This is a genomic window from Corynebacterium sp. c25Ua_47 (assembly GCF_039907205.1).
Lineage (GTDB): Bacteria > Actinomycetota > Actinomycetes > Mycobacteriales > Mycobacteriaceae > Corynebacterium > Corynebacterium hiratae.
Genome location: NZ_JASBOH010000006.1, coordinates 1 through 18,150, shown reverse-complemented (window position 1 = coordinate 18,150; position 18,150 = coordinate 1). Strand labels below are relative to the sequence as shown.

Below are 18,150 nucleotides of genomic sequence, written 5' to 3'. Positions count from 1 at the left end.
GGTAGGGCATAATCGGGGCTATGAGCCTTCAGCGCAGAAAAGAGCCGGTCATCTACGTCGTGGAGCCGTTTGGGGGATCGGTGCGGCGCCACATGCCGAACCTACCGTTGGTCTACTGGGATGATGCCGCGGTCACGCGCGGAGACGGGATTTTTGAATCCCTTCTAGTGCGTGATGGCAAGGCGGCGAACCTTCCCCGCCACGCGGAGCGCTTCCGACACTCCGCCCAGGCTCTGAATTTGCCGGAGCCGCCGATGCACAAGTGGGAGGAAGCCACCGCGTTGGCTATCGCCGACTTTTATGGTCCCGCCGGCGCGGGGGACACGGGTGGCTCGCCGCTCGAAGCCAAGTGCACGTGGACCTATACCCGCGGCCGGGCCTCCACCGGGGTGCCCACGGCCTGGGTTGCGGTTCAGGAAATCCCGGAGGATGTGGTGGCGCAGCGCGCGAAGGGCGTCAAGGTCATGAGTACGCCGCGATTGTGGCAGGTGGCGGAGGAGCTGCCGGCCAAGACGTTGAACTATGCGGCAACCATGGCCACGCTGCGGCTGGCCCGCGAGCGCGGATTTGATGATGTGATCTTTACCGACCCCGACACGGGGCAGGTCTTGGAGGGGGCTACCTCAACCGTGGTGGCGGTTAAGGGAACCAAGCTGCGCACCCCCGCGGGTAAGGGGATACTCCCCGGAACCACGCAGGCCGCGCTGTTTGAATACGCCTCAGAACAGGGATATCGCTGCAAGGCGAAGGAGCTCAACCTGAGCTACCTCGAGGAGGCTGACTCGGTGTGGCTGGTCTCCTCGGTGCGCACAGCGGTGCGGGTGACGCGCCTCGATGACACGAAGCTCAAGGCGCCGGCGAACGCAGAAGAAATACGCGCGCTGATCGACGCCGCCCTGGCCCGCTAGATTCCCTTATGCCGCTAGCTAGCCTGCTACGCGGGTGAGCTCGGCGGACATGAAGGGGCGCATTTCGCCGTCGACAAGCCGCTCATCGACCCAGCCCAAGTTGTTGTTCGGCATCAGGCCGTACATGCGCTTGCCGGGGCCGAGGTTGGCGGGGCCTGTCTCCGTCACCATGGTGGAGGCGGACTCCAGCTGCCAGGCTCGCTCGTTGAACAGGGAGCCGTAGAAGATCTCGTTGACACCATTGGAGGAGGTGTAGGTCATCTCAATCTCGTCCTTGAGAGAGATGCGCCAGAATCCGGATTCGCGCACGTCCGGGCCCGCCGGGTTGCCCTCGGAATCGATCTTCCAGGTGCGGGAGGTGTAGGTCAGGTAGTTCTCACCGTCGTGGGCGATGATGAGCTGCTGGCCAAAGGCGTACTGCTCGCCGTCGGCGCTGTGGGCCTGGCCTTCGCCCTGCCACACGCCGACGAGGGGGAGAAGCCCCAAGAGTCCATCGTGCAGCGACGGACCCTGACGCAGGTTTGCCGTCTCATCGGGCAAAGGATTCTCTGCTACATCAACGGTGGGGATGTTGCGGGAGGCAGCATCCTTCCATGCTTCCGCGGCTTGGTTGACGGCTGCGTTGCCATCAATCTTGCCGTTCTCCGGCTGGGTGTTTTCCGGGTGATTCTCATTATTCGTCTGTTCGCTCATGCTGCCCCAGCGTAGTCGTGGGGGCGCCGCGGAAACCACTAGGCTCCAGTAGTCTAGGGGGTCATGCGCGCATTGCTGATCTCAAACCCGAACTCCACGAGCCAGAATTCGGCCCTCTTCCGCGAGGTTCTGCCCGTCATTCGGGACGTGGAGGGGCTGCAGCTGCTTGCTCGCTTTACGCATTACCCGGGGCACGCGGAGGATATGGTGCGGGGCATGACCAAGGAAGACTTCGATGTCATCTTGGTTTTCGGGGGAGATGGCACGGTGAACGAAATTGTGAACGGGCTGTTAGGCCCCGCAGATTCCGCGGAACGTCCCAGCCCCCAGGACATTCCGGCTCTCGCGGTGATTCCCACGGGCTCCGCCAACGTCTTCGTCCGTGCCCTCGGCTTCCCCAATACTCCTGTTGAGGCAGCCCACGTGCTGGCTCGGATGCTGGAACGCAATACGCGCCGCACCGTGTCCTTGGGGGTGTGGAATGACCGGTGGTTCGCGGTCAACGCTGGTTTCGGATTGGATGCCGACGTGCTCGCTCGCGTGGACCGTGCTCGGGAAATGGGCTTTGCAGCTACCCCGTTGCGCTATTTGGCCGTGGCCTTTCAGGCCTATCAGCGCGCCCGCATTCGCCCACCGCGCATTAGCGTGCGTGCGCGCTCCGGCTCGGGAGACACCTTCTCGGCTGATGACGTGCCCGTCATGTTCACCTCGAACACCAACCCGTGGACCTTCCTCGGACCGCTGCCGGTGGTGACGAATCCGCGCAACTCTTTCGACCAAGGCCTTGGCCTCTTCGGGGTGTCAGACCTCGGTGGCATTGATGGTCTTGTGGGCGTGCTCCACCTCTTTGGCGTGGATCACCGCCACTGGCTGAATAAGGTCACGGATGCCCGAACGCTGCACTTTGAGGATGCCGTCGAGGTGGATTTGGTGTGCCCGAAGCCGCACCGCTTCCAGGCAGACGGAGAGTCGGAGGGAACCTTCACGGAGGTGCATCTGGAATCGGAGGCAGACGCGTTGGAAGTCTTCGCTCCTACCGATCCGGCCCCGCCCATACACCGCAACGTCCGCAGGATCCTGCGCGACCTCGTTCGAATCAACTAGTTTTGACGCCAACTCGGCGGCGTCGTCGGTGCGCTGCCTACTTCGTTGGCGGTGTCCTGTGCCTTTTGCGCTGCATCCTCGACGGCCTTTTCCTCCGACCCATCGATTTCGAGAGGGGAGAGCTGCGCCGTCTTCAAAGTGATGTTGCGGCGCTGCACCTCGAACGTAATGGAACCGCCGTGCAGCTTCACGGAGGTGGCCTGGGCAGGCAACGGTAGTTGACGGGTATCCAAGACCAGCCCGAATGCTTTCTTGAGGCGCTCATCATCGGTCCCGTAGACGCTCATGCGAAATTCCGGCCCAACGAGGCGCAACGTTACCGTCGCCGTGGACTTGGTGGTGTCTCCCGGTAGCGTGCCGGTGAGCTCAGCTTCGGCAGACGGGCCGCCGGTGGGGGACATGTCATCGGGGTTGGCGATGGATAGGTCCGTAATGCCCAGCAGGCGGCCGAGGGCTACTCCGTCGATGCTAATGCTGCGCGTGTAAGTGGAGACCGGTGCACCTTCTAGGTCCCCGCTGAAGAGCTGTTCGGGACGAATGGTGATATCGCGCAGCGTCGTGGAAGCGTTGACCATCCCGAGCTTGGGAACCTCCACATCGGAGGAGTTGACCTCGAGGTAAGGAACCTCTTTGGTCAGAGCGCCGAGGGTAAAAGGAACGCCGCCGATGTACACACTGGGGCTATTTTCCAGCTGGGAACTGGCTTTCGCCTTCTGGGCCACGGTGTGCTCGGCATGCATCGCCACCGCGGAATCCGCCAGCCATGCGGTCAGAACCACTCCCGCGACGGCGGCGAGTCGGACGACGGGGCGGCTGAGGTAGATGACGGTCACCCTTCTATTACTACCGCACGTAAGCTGGGAAACATGAATATTGAGACCCTTACCCTGCCGCAGAATCCGGATTTGGCACAGCGCGTGGAGGAGCTGGCCACACGTGCCGAAACGCACGATGGTTATGCGCCGTTCTCCGAGCAGTTTGTGGTCGGCCTGCGAGATGGTCGCCTTGGGCACCGCCACCTGCTCGCACTCGAAGACGGTGAGATAACAGGTGTGGCTGCCGTCGAAGGGCAGACGGTAGAGCTCGTCGTCGACGTCGAACACCGCGGGCGCGGGGTGGGGCAGGCACTTGTCGACGCCCTCCCAACCTCCCCCCAGATCTGGGCACACGGCAACCTCCCGGCCGCCCAGGCGCTGGCGAAGCGCAACGGGATGAACGTCGTCAGGCGCCTGCTCGTCATGGCTATTGAGGGACGGGACCTACGCGCGGCGGAGGAAGCGTCCGCAAAGGTTGAAGGCCTAGAGATCTGCACGTACACGGAGTCGGTCGAGCGTTTCGGGCGCGAGTACGTCGAGGCGGAGTGGTTACGAGCCAACAACGAGGCTTTTTCCTGGCACCCAGAGCAAGGTGGCTGGGACCTGGAGCGTTTACACCGCGGGATGGAAGCCGAATGGTTCGATCCGGCCGACGTGCTCTTCCTGTGGGATTCGCACGGTGGTGAGCACAGTGCCCCAACCATGGCCGGCTTTCACTGGCTGAAATGGCATGAGGAGGACATCCCAGCCTTCGGTGAGGTCTATGTTGTGGGGCTGAGCGAGGACTATCGCGGGCGCGGGCTCGGCGGCCCGTTGCTCACCGCTGGCTTGCAGCGCATGGTCGCTAAAGGAGCGGACAAGGTCATCTTGTACGTCGAGGCGGACAATGAGCCGGCAGTAAAGGCCTATGAGAAGCTCGGCTTTGGTACTGCGGAGGAGCACTGCGTCTGGGCGAAAAGTGACTAGTCTCACCGCCTTTTGGTACAAGTTAACCGATTGTTCACCTCTTGATCCCTGTGGGGTTAACCCTCCGCATATAGCTTTACTTCCCGTGAGTTAATCGCGCTTGCCTTTGGAGAGGGTTTGGGGCGATTTCCTCGAAAAATCATTCTCTTGTATCCGTACCGGAAAGGTTCCCCGTGATTCGCAACTTCAAGCGCACTGCCGCTATCTTCGGCATCGTCGCCGCCACCTCCACCGCTCTCGTTGCCTGCTCCGAGTCCAACGAGTCTGATTCCGCCGATGGCGGCTCCGACTCCGTAGAGGTCTCCGGTGACCTCTCTGGTGAGGGCGCTTCCTCCCAGAAGTCCGCAATGTCCGTCTTCGAGAAGGCCTTCCTGAACGAGTACCCGGATGCTAACTTCTCCTACACCTCCTCCGGTTCCGGCGCTGGTGTGAAGGCCTTCAACGGTGGCACCGTTGACTTCGCTGGTTCCGACTCCGCCCTGAAGGAGGACAAGGGTGAGGTTGAGGCTGCTAAGGAGCGTTGCGAGGGCAACGATGCATGGCACCTGCCGACCACCATCGGCCCGGTTGCTATCGCCTACAACCTGGGTGACACCGAGGTCAACCTCTCCACCGACACCCTGGCTAAGATTTTCAAGGGCGAGATCACCAAGTGGAATGATGACGCCATCAAGGCTGAGAACGAGGGCACCGACCTGCCGGACAAGAACATCACCGTTATCTTCCGCTCTGATGAGTCCGGTACCTCCGATAACTTCCAGAAGTTCCTGACCGCCGCTACCGGCAACTGGGACAGCGAGGGCAAGCAGTTCCCGGATGCTGTTGGTGAGGGCGCTAACGGTTCCTCCGGTGTGGCTGACCAGGTCGCTTCCATCGAGGGTGCTATCACCTACGTTGAGGCTGGCTACGCTCACCAGAAGGAAGCCGATGGCGTCAAGATTGCCAAGATTGACTTCGGCAACGGCCCGGTTGAGCTCAACGCTGAGTCCGTCGGTGTTGCTCTGGACCACCTTGCTTTCAAGGACACCGGCTCCGAGCACAACATGGTTGTTGACTCCGACAAGCTCTTTGCTTCCAACGACGAGGGCGCCTACCCGCTCATCCTGACCACTTACAACATCGTCTGCTCTGCTGGCTACGATGAGGAAACCTCCGCTCTGGTGAAGGCATTCTTCAACACCGTTCTGGACAACCAGAATGACGAGCTGGAGAACGCTGGCTTCATCCCGGTTGCTGGTGACCACCTCGAGCGCCTGAAGGCAGCTGTCGACGCTATCCAGTAAGCGCAGTTAACTGCGGGCCTTAGTGCCGTAGTTGCCGTTTACATACACACTTCCGCCCCCAATCCGCCGTTAACGAGCGCTTTGGGGGCGGTAGCGTGTCCCGCATTTTTTATTGATCCCGTTGAAAAGGATTCCCTAGTCTCATGGCAGACAATAATCTCACCACAGCGTCATCCGCGAGGGAGGATGCCGTTTCGGCGATTCGTCCTAGCGTGCATGCATCCGACGCAGGCGCTGCCCCTACCCCAGCCGTTAAGACGGGCGTCAAGCGCCCGGGCGATCGTGTCTTTGAATTCCTGTCCACTGCGTCCGCCACGCTGATCACGGTGATGATCGCTGCCATCGCAGTCTTCCTTGTGTGGCAAGCGGTTCCCTCGCTTGCCGTCAATGAGGGCGGCATCGTAGGTTTCTTCACCTACGGCGAGCGTTGGGAAACCAATGATACCGACGCAATGAAGTTCGGTATTCCCACCATGTTCGGCCACACCGTGCTGATTTCCATCGTGGCTCTCATCATCGCGATGCCGGTGGCACTCGGTATTGCTATCTTCTTGTCCAACTACGCACCGGCCAAGCTGGTGAAGCCGCTGGGCTTCCTCGTCGACATGCTCGCTGCCGTGCCGTCCATCGTGTACGGCCTGTGGGGCTGGCAGGTTCTCGGCCCCGCATTGTCCGGCTTCTACACGTGGCTGCACTCCTGGGCAGGTGGCTTCTTCCTGTTCAAGGTCTACGACAACTCCCCGCACTTTGCGACGGGTCGCAACGTCCTCACCGGTGGCATCGTGCTGGCAGTGATGATCCTGCCGATTATCGCCGCTACCGCCCGCGAGGTCTTCGTGCAGACCCCTCCGGGCCAGATCGAGTCTGCCTTGGCACTCGGCGCCACCCGCTGGGAAGTTATTCGCATGACGGTCCTTCCCTTCGGTATGTCCGGCTACATTGCCGGCTCGATGCTGGGCCTGGGTCGCGCGCTGGGTGAGACCATGGCGCTGTACATGGTTGTCTCCCCGTTGGTCGACTTCCGCTTCTCGCTGTTCGATGGCGGTACCACCTTCGCCACCGCCATCGCCTTGGCGGCCGCAGAGTTCGGTAATGAGATGCGTGCGGGCGCCTACATCGCCGCAGGCCTCATGCTGTTCCTTCTGACCTTCGTGGTCAACGCAATTGCCCGTTCCATCGTGAAGAGCAAGTAAGGAGGGAACAGAGATGACTACGACTACAACCTCTAACGCTGTCCCGGCTTCTTCCGGCCCGACCTTCCTGGATATTTCCTCGAGCCGTAAGACCACCAACAACATCGCCACCGCTCTCGTGTGGGCGACGATGATCATCGCCATGATTCCGCTGCTGTGGGTCCTCTTCGAGCTCATTGTTCGCGGTTCCGGGGCTGTCCTGAGCCCCGAGTGGTGGACCGAATCTCAGCGCGGCATCTTGGATACTGAAGCCGGCGGTGGTGCACTGCACGCCATCATCGGTACGTTCGTTCAGACCATCATCGCGACCGTTATTTCGGTTCCGATTGGTATCTTTACCGCGATTTACCTTGTGGAGTACTCCCGCGGTGGCCCCCTGAGCCGCCTCACCACCTTCATGGTGGACATTCTGTCCGGTGTGCCCTCCATCGTGGCCGCACTGTTCATCTTCGCCATGTGGATTACGCTGTTCGGCTTCAAGCGCTCCGGTATGGCCGTGGCGCTGTCCTTGGTACTCCTGATGATTCCAATTGTGGTTCGCAATACTGAGGAGATGCTCCGTGTGGTCCCCATGGACCTACGTGAGGCTTCCTATGCCCTAGGTGTACCGAAGTGGAAGACCATCGCCCGCATTGTTCTGCCGACCGCTCTTTCCGGCATCGTCACCGGCATCATGCTCGCCGTGGCCCGCATCATGGGTGAGTCCGCGCCGGTGCTGGTGTTGGTGGGCTCTACGTCCTCCATCAACTGGGATGCGCTCAAGGGCGCGCAGTCCTCGCTGCCGCTGATGATGCTGGATATGTACAAGTCCGGTGCTGATCCGGCTGTCTTGGACAAGCTGTGGGGTGCCGCCCTCACGTTGGTTGTCCTCATCGCGATTCTCAATATCGGCGCGCGCATCGTTTCGGCGAAGTTCTCCGTCAAGAAGTAACCGTATTCACTTTCCACCTACCCCCAATAGGAGCACTACTCATGTCCAAGCTTGAGCTCAACGACGTGAACATCTACTACGGTGACTTCCACGCCGTACAGAATGTCAATATGCAAATTCCGGCGAAGGCCGTCACCGCCTTCATCGGCCCCTCCGGCTGCGGTAAGTCCACCGTTCTGCGCACCCTCAACCGTATGCACGAGGTCATCCCCGGCGCCTACGTCAAGGGTGAGATCCTCTTGGATGGACAGAACATCTACGGCTCCAAGGTTGACCCGGTGTCTGTCCGCAACACCATCGGCATGGTATTCCAGAAGGCCAACCCGTTCCCGACCATGTCCATCGAGGACAACGTTGTCGCCGGCCTGAAGCTGTCCGGTGAGAAGAACAAGAAGAGGCTCAAGGAAGTTGCCGAGAAGTCCCTGCGCGGCGCTAACCTCTGGGACGAGGTGAAGGACCGCCTGGATAAGCCGGGCGGCGGCCTGTCTGGTGGTCAGCAGCAGCGCCTGTGCATCGCCCGTGCGATTGCCGTGGAGCCGGAGGTTCTCCTCATGGATGAGCCGTGCTCGGCGCTGGACCCGATTTCTACCCTGGCTGTTGAGGACCTCATCCACGAGCTGAAGGAAAACTTCACCATCGTTATCGTGACCCACAACATGCAGCAGGCAGCCCGCGTGTCCGATAAGACTGGTTTCTTCTCTCTAGAGGCCACCGGCAAGCCGGGCCACCTCGTCGAGTTCGATGACACCACCAAGATCTTCGAAAACCCGTCCAAGAAGGACACCGAGGATTACATCTCTGGCCGCTTCGGCTAAATGCCACTAGTGCCCAAAGCCGGCGCCCTCTCTCACCTGTTTAAGGTCTAGGAGAGGCGCCGGCTTTCTTGTGCTTTGGATCGAGCCGGGTGGATCACCCACGCCCACACGCCTGCCTAGTTGCGGAATTGGCGCTCGAGCTCCGCCATGCGGGCTTCCATCTCGGCGTCGCGCTGCTCCTGGTCGCGCTTGCGCATATAGCGATCCGGGTCCAAGCCCGTGGCCAGGTAGATGATGCGCCCGGCAGCGGCGGCACAATGATCTGCGAATCGCTCGTAGTAGCGTGACAGCTGCGAAGTCTCCACGGCTTGGCGCACCGTTCCCTTCCACTCCCGCTGGGTCAGCATGCGCAGCAGGTGATGGTTGATGTCATCCACGGCATCGTCATCTTCGGTCAGGCGCAGCGCGAGCTCCGGATCGCGGGTGATGAGGATGTCTTTGAGCCCTGCAGACATCTCGAGGACGAGGCGGGTGTACTCCTCGAAATAGCCCATGATTTCTGCCGGTACAACCGGCTCTGGGTGGCGGCGACGCGCGCTCGTTGCAATGTGCTGGGATAGGCGGCCCATGCGGTAGAAATCTTCCACAATATAGATGGAGGAGATCACTTGGCGTAAGTCCTTGGCCATGGGGTTCTCCAAGGCCAGAAGGGACACCGCACGGTCTTCACAGCGCGTGCGGACCTCATCCAGTTCATCGCGCAGCGACACGGCCTCCTCAGCTGGTTGCAGGGAAGCCTCGATTAATGCCTGGGAGGCAAGAGTCATCAACCTATGGACGGTCGTGCTCATGATGATCAGATCATGGGCAAAGTTATCCAACTGTTCACGGTAAGCTGCGCGCATGCCACGTACTTTAGCCCAACTATTGGTCTAGTGCCTGTCGGGCAACACGATCAAGGCAGGTTCTGCTCCTAGCCTCCGGAGTGCATGATCTCCGCGCCTTCCGGAACCGTGGCATCCTCCGGATCATCGAGCCACCCTTCGGGCAGGACCACCTTGGCGGGTGAACCCTGGCGGCCGCGGGCGCCATCGGCGTCGTCGGCAAGCGCGGGCGAGTCCGCCCACGGCGCCAGCAGTTCGCGCAGATCCTCCAAGGAATTGACGCGAGAAAGGCCAGCGCGCACCTGGCCGCCCACCGGAAAGCCTCGGAGGTACCACCCAATGTGCTTGCGAATATCGCGGCTGGCCTGGCGCTCGCCTTCGTGCTGTGTCAGCAGTTCGGCGTGGCGAATCATAATCTGCGTGACTTCCCCCAAAGTGGGCTCCGGCGGCACCGGCTCACCCCGCAGGTGGGCGGAGAGCTCCGCGAAGAGCCAGGGGCGGCCCAAACAGCCGCGGCCTACGACGACGCCGTCACATCCGGTTTGTTCCATCATGTCGTGCGCATCGGTTGCCTTGAAGATATCGCCGTTACCCAAGACGGGAATGCCAGTATCCGCTAGGTGTTCCTTGAGGCGGGCAATCTCTCCCCAGTCGGCGTGGCCGGAGTAGCGTTGCGCCGCCGTGCGACCGTGGAGAGCGACGGCCGCGGCACCCTCAGCAACGGCGATCCGGCCGGCGTCGAGGTGCGTTTTGTGCTCGTCATCGATGCCGACGCGCATCTTGACGGTGACTGGAATGTCCGTGCCCTCCGTCGCTTTGACGGCCGCAGCGACAATGTTGCCAAACAAACGGCGCTTATAGGGCAGGGCAGAACCACCGCCGCGGCGCGTGACCTTGGGAACCGGGCAGCCGAAGTTCATGTCGATGTGGTCTGCGAGGTTCTCGTCCACGATCATCTTGGCCGCCTTGTACGTGTACTCCGGATCGACGGTGTACAGCTGCAGTGAGCGCGGCTGTTCTTCGGGGGCAAACGTGGTCATGTGCAAGGTCTTTGGGTTGCGCTCAACGAGGGCGCGTGCGGTGACCATTTCACACACGTAGAGGCCGGAGACGGTTCCGGTCTTCGCTATCTCTTGCTCGCGGCACAGCACGCGAAAGGCCACGTTGGTCACGCCCGCCATAGGGGCGAGGACAACGGGGGAGTTGAGCTGGATGTTTCCGATAGCAAGAGTCACGCCGCCAATTGTGCGCGGAACAAGCCTAGGGTGGCAAATTCTGATGAAAAAAGTGAGGGGTGCACACGGTTTGGGGCAGAGTGCGGTAAATTCGCCACCGATTCGCTAGTGTGGTGCATGTAACTAATAGGAAAGGACCGTAACCTAGGTCTTTTCTGCACATAAAAGGAGGACTCATGTCTGAGAGAATTGCATACGCGCCGTTTGAGAAGCTCGTTATGAGCGCTGACGAGGCAGCTAAGTTCGTCAATCACGGTGACCGTGTGGGAATCTCCGGCTTTACTGGTGCTGGCTACCCCAAGGCCCTGCCTACCGCCATCGCGGAAAAGGCAAAGGCAGCGCACGAGGCGGGGGAAGAGTTCAAGATTGACGTCTTCTCCGGCGCTTCGACTGCCCCGGACTGCGACGGCGTGCTCGCGGAGGCTAACGCCATCCGCTTCCGCTCCCCGTACAACTCCGACCCAGTTCTGCGTGGCCGCTTCAACGACGGCTCCGCGCTGTACCAGGACATCCACCTTTCGCACTCCGGTCAGCAGGTAGAGGAGGGCTTCTACGGTGACTTCCAGGTAGCCATTATTGAGGCCGTGCGTATCGACGAGAACGGAAACATCGTTCCGTCCTCGGCCGTAGGTAACAACCTCGAGTACATTGAGGCCGCCGACAAGATCATCATCGAGGTGAACGAGTGGCAGTCCCTCAACCTTGAGGGCATGCACGATATCTACCGGATTGAGAAGCTGCCGAACCGTCAGCCCATTCCGATCACCAAGCCGGCCGACCGCGTTGGAACCACCTACATTGAGATCCCGGAAGAAAAGGTCGTGGCAGTGGTTAAGACCGACGCTCCGGACCGCAACGCACCGTTCAAGGCTCCGGATGAGGTCTCCGAGAAGATTGCTGCGAACTTCATCGAGTTCCTTGAGGGCGAGGTCGCTGCCGGCCGCCTTGAGTATGACAAGTTCATCATGCAGTCCGGTGTGGGTAACGTCCCGAACGCTGTGATGGCCGGCCTGCTGGACTCCAAGTTTGAAAACATTCAGGCGTATACCGAGGTTATCCAGGACGGCATGCTCGATCTGATCGACGCCGGCAAGATGACCGTCGCCTCTGCTACCTCCTTCGCTCTGTCCCCGGAGTACGCGGACAAGATGAACGCTGAGGCTGAGCGCTACGCCAAGCACATCATCCTGCGCCCGCAGCAGGTGTCCAACCACCCGGAGGTTATTCGCCGCGTTGGCCTGATCTCCTCCAACGGCATGATTGAGGGCGACATTTACGGCAACATCAACTCCACCAACGTTTCCGGTTCCCGCATCATGAACGGTACCGGCGGCTCCGGTGACTTCACCCGTAACGCTTACATCTCCACCTTCGTCTCCCCGTCGGTGGCCAAGGACGGCGCAATCTCCGCCATCGTGCCGTTTGTGTCCCACACCGACCACACCGAGCACGACACCATGGTCATCATCACCGAGTACGGTGTGGCGGACCTGCGTGGTCTCGCTCCGAAGGAGCGCGTGGAGAAGGTTATCGCCGTGGCGCACCCGGACTACCGCCCGCTGCTTGAGGAATACTACGAGCGTGCCAAGGCTAATAAGTTCCAGCACACCCCGCACGATCTGAAGACCGCCTTTGACTTCCAGGTGAACTTCATGGAGAAGGGTGACATGCGCGGTTAATCGCTCATGCCGCTCGGTCGTGGCCCTTACCGCTGGAGGTGAGGGCCATTTCCTTTTCCTTAGTGTCACCTACTAAGATGGATGGGCGTTGGGCCTTTAGCTCAGTTGGTAGAGCTACGGACTTTTAATCCGCAGGTCGCGGGTTCGAGCCCCGCAGGGCCCACAGAAAGAGCCGCCTTCGGGCGGCTCTTTTGCGTTGTAGGGTGGCCCACTGAGGGCTAAGTAGGGGGAGCCCTAGCGCCTTTAGCTCTTCACGAGCTTCCGGATGGCCCGCATGGCCTCCTCTAGCTTCTCTGTGGCTACTTGCCCGTCCTCGGCGGCGGCTCCTGCCACGCAGTGCTCTATGTGGTCTTCTAGCAGCGCTAGGGAGACGTTCTCGAGCGCTGAGGTGACCGCGGAGATCTGCGTGATGATGTCGATGCAATATTGGTCTTCCGCAATCATGCGGTGGATGCCTCTGGTTTGGCCCTCGATGCGCTTGAGACGCGCTAAGTATTTTGCCTTTTGCTCGCTATCGGAGTTGTAGCCGTGAACGCCGGGCTCGTGGCAGGAGCAAGTATCGCGCTGGTCAGCCATGGTTTTCCGCCTTTCTGCCGGGGCGATTTGGTTAAGTAGGGATGTCTCCAGTATATTTTTACAAAGTTGCCTCAAGGCAACGGGCCCCCATCGTCTAGCGGCCTAGGACACCGCCCTTTCACGGCGGCGGCACGGGTTCGAATCCCGTTGGGGGTACCAACACTAACGTGTTGGTACATAAGTCAATATGTATGGCCCTGTGGCGCAGTTGGTTAGCGCGCCGCCCTGTCACGGCGGAGGTCGCGGGTTCAAGTCCCGTCAGGGTCGCCATACCAAGCCTCGGAGCGGTGTTTGTAGAAACACGCTTCGAGGCTTGAATTGTTTTGCTTGTCATAGCCCACTCAAGGCGGGGTCGGGACCGATAGGTCTAGGTGCTGTGCGGCAGTCGCGTGGACGGTACTTCTTTACTCTTAAAAACCGTATATGACATGCTGATTTGGTGTGTTTCTCAAGCTTTGTGTAGAGTACTTATTCGTGCCCAGCGCACAAGAGATAATTGAAAATGGCCCTGTGGCGCAGTTGGTTAGCGCGCCGCCCTGTCACGGCGGAGGTCGCGGGTTCAAGTCCCGTCAGGGTCGCCGAAGTCCTTGTGGCTTCTGGCCAGATAGCTCAGTCGGTAGAGCACACGCCTGAAAAGTGTGGGGTCGCCAGTTCGATCCTGGCTCTGGCCACAAGAAAGCCCCCTCCAGTACTGGAGGGGGCTCTTTTGTTTCCTTGTTCCCCCGGAGTTGCTCTAGTGGTCTGCTGCTTTTTGGTTTAATGGGGCACCATGACTACTTCAGTTGCGCACCAAACCGATCGATCCCGCTTCGTCATCACCGTCGATGGCGAGGAAGCAGGCTTCGCTGAATACAGTGACTCCGCCACCACGCGCGAATTTACGCACACGGAAATTTTTGAGTCTTTTCAAGGCCAAGGCCTGTCCAAACCTCTGATTAAGGCGGCGTTGGATGATGACTCGACGGCAGGCCGCCAAGTCATCCCAACGTGCAGCGCCGTGGCGCGGTTCATCGAGAAGAACCCCGAGTACCAGCGGTTGACCGCCCGCGAGGGCAGCCTCTAAATACGGAGTCGGCCGCCCTTAGATGTAGTAGTCCGGGTCCACCAGCTTGATGCGTTCGTCCTTCTTGCGAGGACGGTTCTTAGCGGGAATACCCGTAGCGGTGTGATACGCGGGCACATCTTTCGTCACCACGGCGTTAGCGCCTACCGCGGAGCCCTCACCGATAGTGATGGGGCCCAGCACCTTGGCGCCGGCGCCGATAGTCACATTATCCCCAATCGTTGGGTGGCGCTTTGTCTGCGTGAGAACTTGGCCGCCGAGCGTGACACCGTGGTAAAGCATAACGCCATCGCCGATCTCGGCAGTCTCACCAATGACGATTCCCATTCCGTGGTCAATGAAGAAGCGCCGACCAATTGTGGCGCCGGGGTGGATCTCAATTCCGGTGAAGAAGCGGTTCACCTGGGCCAAGATGCGTGCCGGCCCGCGCCAGCCACGCTTCCACATGCGGTGGGCAATGCGGTGCGCCCAAATAGCGTGGAGGCCGGAGTAGACCACGGCGTTCTCGACGTCGCCGCGCGCGGCCGGATCATGCTCGCGCGCGTTGGCGAGGTCTTCACGAATCATCTTCAAGATGTGCATGCAAACCATCCTATCTAGAAAGAAAAAGCGCCCCCTAGCACAGAGGGCGCTTTTATTCGGGGTGCTCACCGCAGTGCGCTTTGCGACGCCCCGCGGAAAGCCACGCTGGGAACTCTAAGCCTCGCGGATGTCCTCGAAGAGGATGGTGGAGACATAACGCTCACCAAAGTCCGGGGCGACAACCACGATGGTCTTGCCCTTGAACTCTTCGCGTGCAGCCAGCTTGAGAGCAGCGGAGACGTTGGCACCGGAGGAAATGCCGACGAGCAGGCCCTCCTCGGTGGCCAGCTTGCGGGCAGTGGAGACAGATTCCTCGGTGGTGGCGGTGAGAACCTCGTTGAGGATCTCGCGGTCCAGAACCTCCGGGACGAAGTTAGCGCCGATGCCCTGGATCTTGTGCGGGCCTGCCTTGCCCTCGGACAGGACGGGGGAGTCGGAGGGCTCTACAGCTACCAAGTAGGTATCCGGGTTCTGGGAGCGCAGGTAGCGACCAACGCCGGTGACGGTGCCGCCGGTGCCGACGCCGGCTACGAAAGCATCAACCTTGCCCTCGGCGTCCTCCCAGATCTCGGGGCCGGTGGTTGCCTCGTGGATCTTCGGGTTTGCTTCATTAGCGAACTGGGAAGCCAGGATCGCGTTGGGGGTTTCGGCAATAATTTCGTTGGCCTTCTCTACGGCACCCTTCATTCCGGCAGCGCCCGGGGTCAACACGATCTCAGCGCCATAAGCGCGCAGCAGCACCTTGCGCTCGTTAGACATGGTCTCCGGCATGGTCAGGATGACCTTGTAACCCTGGGCTGCGCCGACAAGCGCCAAGCCAATACCGGTGTTGCCGGAGGTGGCTTCAACGATGGTGCCGCCCGGCTTCAGCTCGCCGGCTTCTACGGCGGTGTCGACAATCGCCTTGGCGATGCGGTCCTTGACGGAATTTGCGGGGTTGAAGGACTCAACCTTCACGAGCACCTCGGCGCCGAGGCCCTCGGTCAAACGGTTGAGGCGGACCAGCGGGGTTCCGCCGATGGTTTCTAGAATGTTGTCGTATACAGCCACGATGTGGACTCCTTGTAAATAACTTCCGATGTACAGCAGACACCTTACACCCCGCCACTAGACAAAGTGGTATATAAATTCTGAACAGAGCATTCGGGCATGATATGTGGGATTTGGGGTGACGGAGTAGGGCGCGGTGCGATTTAGAATTACCCCCGTCGGACGGTTATACTTCGCAAATAGTGTCCACCTACCCCCGTTTCAGGCGGGGAATGTGGGTGCACCTGCTGGTTACCCCCGAGTAAGAGAGAGTCTCATGGAGCCGCACCGACTCAAGGATGATGACGAAGCCGTACGCGCAGCGCTATCGTCGCTGAAGACCGCAACGGGAATTCCCGTCACGATGTACGGAACCTTGCTGCCGGATAATCGTCTGCAGATTACCCACTGGGTAGGTCTGCGCACCCCGGCCTTGCAGAACTTGGTGATTGACGCGAATGTGGGCGTCGGCGGACGCGTTGTCAGCACTCGCCGCGCGGTAGGCGTATCCGATTACACCCGCGCCACGACGATCAGCCACGAGAACGACCGCTACATCCAGGATGAGGGACTGCACTCCATCGTGGCGGTGCCGGTGACTGTGCAGCGTGAGATCCGCGGCGTTCTTTATGTTGGTGTTCATTCGCCGGTCCGCTTGGGTGACAAGGTCATCGAGGAGGTCACCATGACCGCCCGCTGCCTCGAGCAGGATTTAGCGGTTAATTCCGCACTGCGCCGCGCCGATGGGGGCAAGGGCGGCGCCGCTCGCGGGCACGTGATGAACGGCGCCGAATGGGAGCAGGTACGCTCGACGCACTCCAAGCTGCGGATGCTGGCTAACCGCGTCAACGATGAGGACCTCCGCAAGGAATTGGAAGCCCTCTGCGACCAGATGGTCTCCCCGGTGCGCGTGAAGCAGACCACCAAGTTGTCTGCGCGCGAGCTCGATGTATTGTCTTGCGTGGCGTTGGGGCACACCAACGTTGAGGCGGCAGAGGAAATGGGCATCGGAGCCGAAACGGTGAAGTCTTATCTGCGTTCTGTCATGCGCAAACTGGGGGCCCACACCCGCTATGAAGCGGTCAATGCGGCCCGTCGTATCGGCGCGCTGCCCTGATTGTAGGTAAGTTGGGTGGGCGTGAAAGACCAATTTATTGTCTCCGGTGGGGCGCGCCTGCAGGGCACCGTCAAGGTGGACGGTGCCAAAAACAGTGTGCTGAAGCTGATGGCTGCGGCACTGTTGGCGGAGGGCACGACCACGCTGACCAACTGTCCTGAAATTCTTGATGTTCCCCTGATGCGCAAGGTCCTCGAAGGTCTCGGGTGCTCAGTGGAGATCGATGGCCACACAGTGCGCATCACCACTCCGGCCGAGCTGCACTCCAACGCGGACTTCGACGCCGTGCGGCAGTTCCGCGCGTCCGTGTGCGTGCTAGGTCCGCTGACGGCGCGGTGCGGTCACGCCAAGGTGGCTTTGCCGGGTGGAGATGCCATTGGCTCCCGCCCCTTGGACATGCACCAGTCCGGACTCGAAAAAATGGGTGCGAGCACGCGTATTGAGCACGGTGCCGTCGTAGCGGAGGTTGACCACCTGCACGGCGCAAGCATCAAGCTCGATTTCCCCTCTGTGGGCGCCACAGAGAATATTCTTACCGCTGCCGTGCTTGCCGACGGCGAAACTCAGCTCCACAACGCCGCCCGCGAACCGGAAATCGTCGATCTGTGCCTGATGCTTAAGGAAATGGGTGCTGACATCACTGGTGAAGGTACGTCCACCATCACGATTCGCGGTGTGGACAAGCTTCAGCCGACGGAACACGAGGTCATCGGTGACCGCATCGTGGCCGGGACGTGGGCCTATGCCGCAGTCATGACGCGCGGAGATATTACGGTGGGCGGCATCGCTCCCAAGCACCTGCACCTGCCTTTGGAAAAGCTCAAGTCGGCCGGTGCCGATATTGAGGACTATGTCAACGGCTTCCGCGTGCGTATGGATGGGCGCCCCACCGCCGTGGACTACCAAACGCTGCCTTACCCAGGCTTTCCAACGGATCTTCAGCCCATCGCTATTGGACTGTCCGCGGTTGCGGAAGGTACTTCCATCATTACGGAGAACGTGTTCGAGTCCCGTTTCCGATTCGTCGATGAGATGTTGCGCCTCGGCGCCGACGCTCAGGTGGATGGCCACCATGTTGTCATCCGCGGCCAAGAGCGGTTGTCTTCAACGCATGTCTGGAGCTCCGACATTCGCGCGGGCGCCGGTTTGGTGCTCTCTGCGCTCTGTGCAGATGAGACAACTACCGTCCACGATGTTTTCCACATCGATCGCGGATATCCCAACTTTGTAGAGAACCTGCAAGCGCTGGGGGCGACCATCGAGCGCACTCAGGAGGAAGAGCTCTACTAGGCAGCAGTGCTTGGCGACGTCCCCAGGTGGTACAACGAAACGGTGTA

Annotated in this window: 18 protein-coding genes and 5 tRNA genes; 16 read left to right on the top strand and 7 right to left on the bottom strand. The window is 60.5% G+C overall.

Annotated elements, in window-relative coordinates:
* The first annotated feature begins 20 nt into the window (after window positions 1-20).
* Window positions 21-908: an aminodeoxychorismate lyase gene (locus QKE52_RS06930; protein WP_158381978.1), complete on the top strand. Its 888-nt coding sequence runs from the start codon at window positions 21-23 to the stop codon at window positions 906-908.
* Between the two features lie 18 nt (window positions 909-926).
* Here the strand turns inward: QKE52_RS06930 and QKE52_RS06925 are convergent, their stop codons facing one another.
* Entirely contained in the window at window positions 927-1,601 is a 675-nt protein-coding gene (locus QKE52_RS06925; protein ID WP_046649306.1) for an FABP family protein, read from the bottom strand.
* Window positions 1,602-1,664: 63 nt separating this feature from the next.
* Here QKE52_RS06925 and QKE52_RS06920 point away from each other — a divergent pair, with 63 nt between their 5' ends.
* A complete protein-coding gene (locus QKE52_RS06920; RefSeq protein WP_049157159.1) occupies window positions 1,665-2,705 on the top strand; it encodes a diacylglycerol kinase family protein in 1,041 nt (346 codons plus the stop codon).
* Here the strand turns inward: QKE52_RS06920 and QKE52_RS06915 are convergent.
* Window positions 2,702-3,538, bottom strand: coding sequence for a DUF2993 domain-containing protein (locus QKE52_RS06915; RefSeq protein ID WP_070516637.1), 837 nt, complete (start codon window positions 3,536-3,538; stop codon window positions 2,702-2,704). The genes QKE52_RS06920 and QKE52_RS06915 overlap by 4 nt on opposite strands.
* Window positions 3,539-3,571: 33 nt before the next feature.
* On the opposite strand from QKE52_RS06915, the gene mshD reads away from it, so the two are divergent.
* The 5 genes from mshD to pstB all read left to right on the top strand — a co-directional run bounded on the left by mshD (window position 3,572) and on the right by pstB (window position 8,708).
* On the top strand, window positions 3,572-4,486 hold the full coding sequence (gene mshD, locus QKE52_RS06910) for a mycothiol synthase (RefSeq protein ID WP_347948440.1): 915 nt from the start codon (window positions 3,572-3,574) through the stop codon (window positions 4,484-4,486).
* Window positions 4,487-4,659: 173 nt separating this feature from the next.
* On the top strand, window positions 4,660-5,769 hold the full coding sequence (gene pstS, locus QKE52_RS06905; protein ID WP_070516633.1) for a phosphate ABC transporter substrate-binding protein PstS: 1,110 nt from the start codon (window positions 4,660-4,662) through the stop codon (window positions 5,767-5,769).
* A 143-nt stretch (window positions 5,770-5,912) separates the two neighbouring features.
* On the top strand, window positions 5,913-6,962 hold the full coding sequence (pstC, locus tag QKE52_RS06900) for a phosphate ABC transporter permease subunit PstC (RefSeq protein ID WP_046649302.1): 1,050 nt from the start codon (window positions 5,913-5,915) through the stop codon (window positions 6,960-6,962).
* A gap of 13 nt (window positions 6,963-6,975) precedes the next feature.
* Window positions 6,976-7,893 (top strand): phosphate ABC transporter permease PstA, encoded by a 918-nt coding sequence (gene pstA / locus QKE52_RS06895; protein WP_347948437.1) that lies wholly within the window; start codon window positions 6,976-6,978, stop codon window positions 7,891-7,893.
* A gap of 41 nt (window positions 7,894-7,934) precedes the next feature.
* Complete coding sequence (pstB, locus tag QKE52_RS06890; protein WP_347948436.1) at window positions 7,935-8,708, top strand: phosphate ABC transporter ATP-binding protein PstB; 774 nt, start codon at window positions 7,935-7,937, stop codon at window positions 8,706-8,708.
* A gap of 116 nt (window positions 8,709-8,824) precedes the next feature.
* Here the strand turns inward: pstB and phoU are convergent, their stop codons facing one another.
* The gene (gene phoU, locus QKE52_RS06885; RefSeq protein WP_347948435.1) at window positions 8,825-9,553 is read right to left on the bottom strand and encodes a phosphate signaling complex protein PhoU; all 729 of its coding nucleotides are present in this window, start codon (window positions 9,551-9,553) and stop codon (window positions 8,825-8,827) included.
* Between the two features lie 68 nt (window positions 9,554-9,621).
* Window positions 9,622-10,767, bottom strand: a complete 1,146-nt coding sequence (gene dusB / locus QKE52_RS06880) for a tRNA dihydrouridine synthase DusB (protein ID WP_046649299.1) — start codon at window positions 10,765-10,767, stop codon at window positions 9,622-9,624.
* A gap of 176 nt (window positions 10,768-10,943) precedes the next feature.
* On the opposite strand from dusB, the gene QKE52_RS06875 reads away from it, so the two are divergent.
* Both QKE52_RS06875 and QKE52_RS06870 read left to right on the top strand, forming a co-directional pair.
* Window positions 10,944-12,446 (top strand): acetyl-CoA hydrolase/transferase family protein, encoded by a 1,503-nt coding sequence (locus QKE52_RS06875; protein WP_046649298.1) that lies wholly within the window; start codon window positions 10,944-10,946, stop codon window positions 12,444-12,446.
* Between the two features lie 90 nt (window positions 12,447-12,536).
* Window positions 12,537-12,609 (top strand) — tRNA-Lys (locus QKE52_RS06870).
* A gap of 80 nt (window positions 12,610-12,689) precedes the next feature.
* Here the strand turns inward: QKE52_RS06870 and QKE52_RS06865 are convergent.
* Window positions 12,690-13,022 (bottom strand): metal-sensitive transcriptional regulator, encoded by a 333-nt coding sequence (locus QKE52_RS06865; protein ID WP_046649297.1) that lies wholly within the window; start codon window positions 13,020-13,022, stop codon window positions 12,690-12,692.
* An 83-nt stretch (window positions 13,023-13,105) separates the two neighbouring features.
* On the opposite strand from QKE52_RS06865, the gene QKE52_RS06860 reads away from it, so the two are divergent.
* From QKE52_RS06860 to QKE52_RS06840, 5 genes are all read left to right on the top strand, one after another.
* Window positions 13,106-13,181: transfer RNA gene (locus QKE52_RS06860), tRNA-Glu, on the top strand.
* A gap of 34 nt (window positions 13,182-13,215) precedes the next feature.
* Window positions 13,216-13,292: transfer RNA gene (locus tag QKE52_RS06855), tRNA-Asp, on the top strand.
* 234 nt (window positions 13,293-13,526) lie between these two features.
* Window positions 13,527-13,600, top strand: a tRNA-Asp gene (locus QKE52_RS06850).
* A gap of 20 nt (window positions 13,601-13,620) precedes the next feature.
* Window positions 13,621-13,693: transfer RNA gene (locus QKE52_RS06845), tRNA-Phe, on the top strand.
* 98 nt (window positions 13,694-13,791) lie between these two features.
* A complete protein-coding gene (locus QKE52_RS06840) occupies window positions 13,792-14,085 on the top strand; it encodes a GNAT family N-acetyltransferase (protein ID WP_046649296.1) in 294 nt (97 codons plus the stop codon).
* 18 nt (window positions 14,086-14,103) lie between these two features.
* Here the strand turns inward: QKE52_RS06840 and epsC are convergent, their stop codons facing one another.
* Both epsC and cysK read right to left on the bottom strand, forming a co-directional pair.
* On the bottom strand, window positions 14,104-14,667 hold the full coding sequence (epsC, locus tag QKE52_RS06835) for a serine O-acetyltransferase EpsC (protein ID WP_141745899.1): 564 nt from the start codon (window positions 14,665-14,667) through the stop codon (window positions 14,104-14,106).
* Window positions 14,668-14,781: 114 nt separating this feature from the next.
* The gene (gene cysK, locus QKE52_RS06830) at window positions 14,782-15,720 is read right to left on the bottom strand and encodes a cysteine synthase A (protein ID WP_175973585.1); all 939 of its coding nucleotides are present in this window, start codon (window positions 15,718-15,720) and stop codon (window positions 14,782-14,784) included.
* Window positions 15,721-15,973: 253 nt separating this feature from the next.
* Here cysK and ramA point away from each other — a divergent pair, with 253 nt between their 5' ends.
* Window positions 15,974-16,813, top strand: a complete 840-nt coding sequence (gene ramA, locus QKE52_RS06825) for an acetate metabolism transcriptional regulator RamA (RefSeq protein WP_046649294.1) — start codon at window positions 15,974-15,976, stop codon at window positions 16,811-16,813.
* A gap of 21 nt (window positions 16,814-16,834) precedes the next feature.
* Window positions 16,835-18,103, top strand: a complete 1,269-nt coding sequence (murA, locus tag QKE52_RS06820) for a UDP-N-acetylglucosamine 1-carboxyvinyltransferase (protein ID WP_070700971.1) — start codon at window positions 16,835-16,837, stop codon at window positions 18,101-18,103.
* Window positions 18,104-18,150 lie beyond the last annotated feature (47 nt).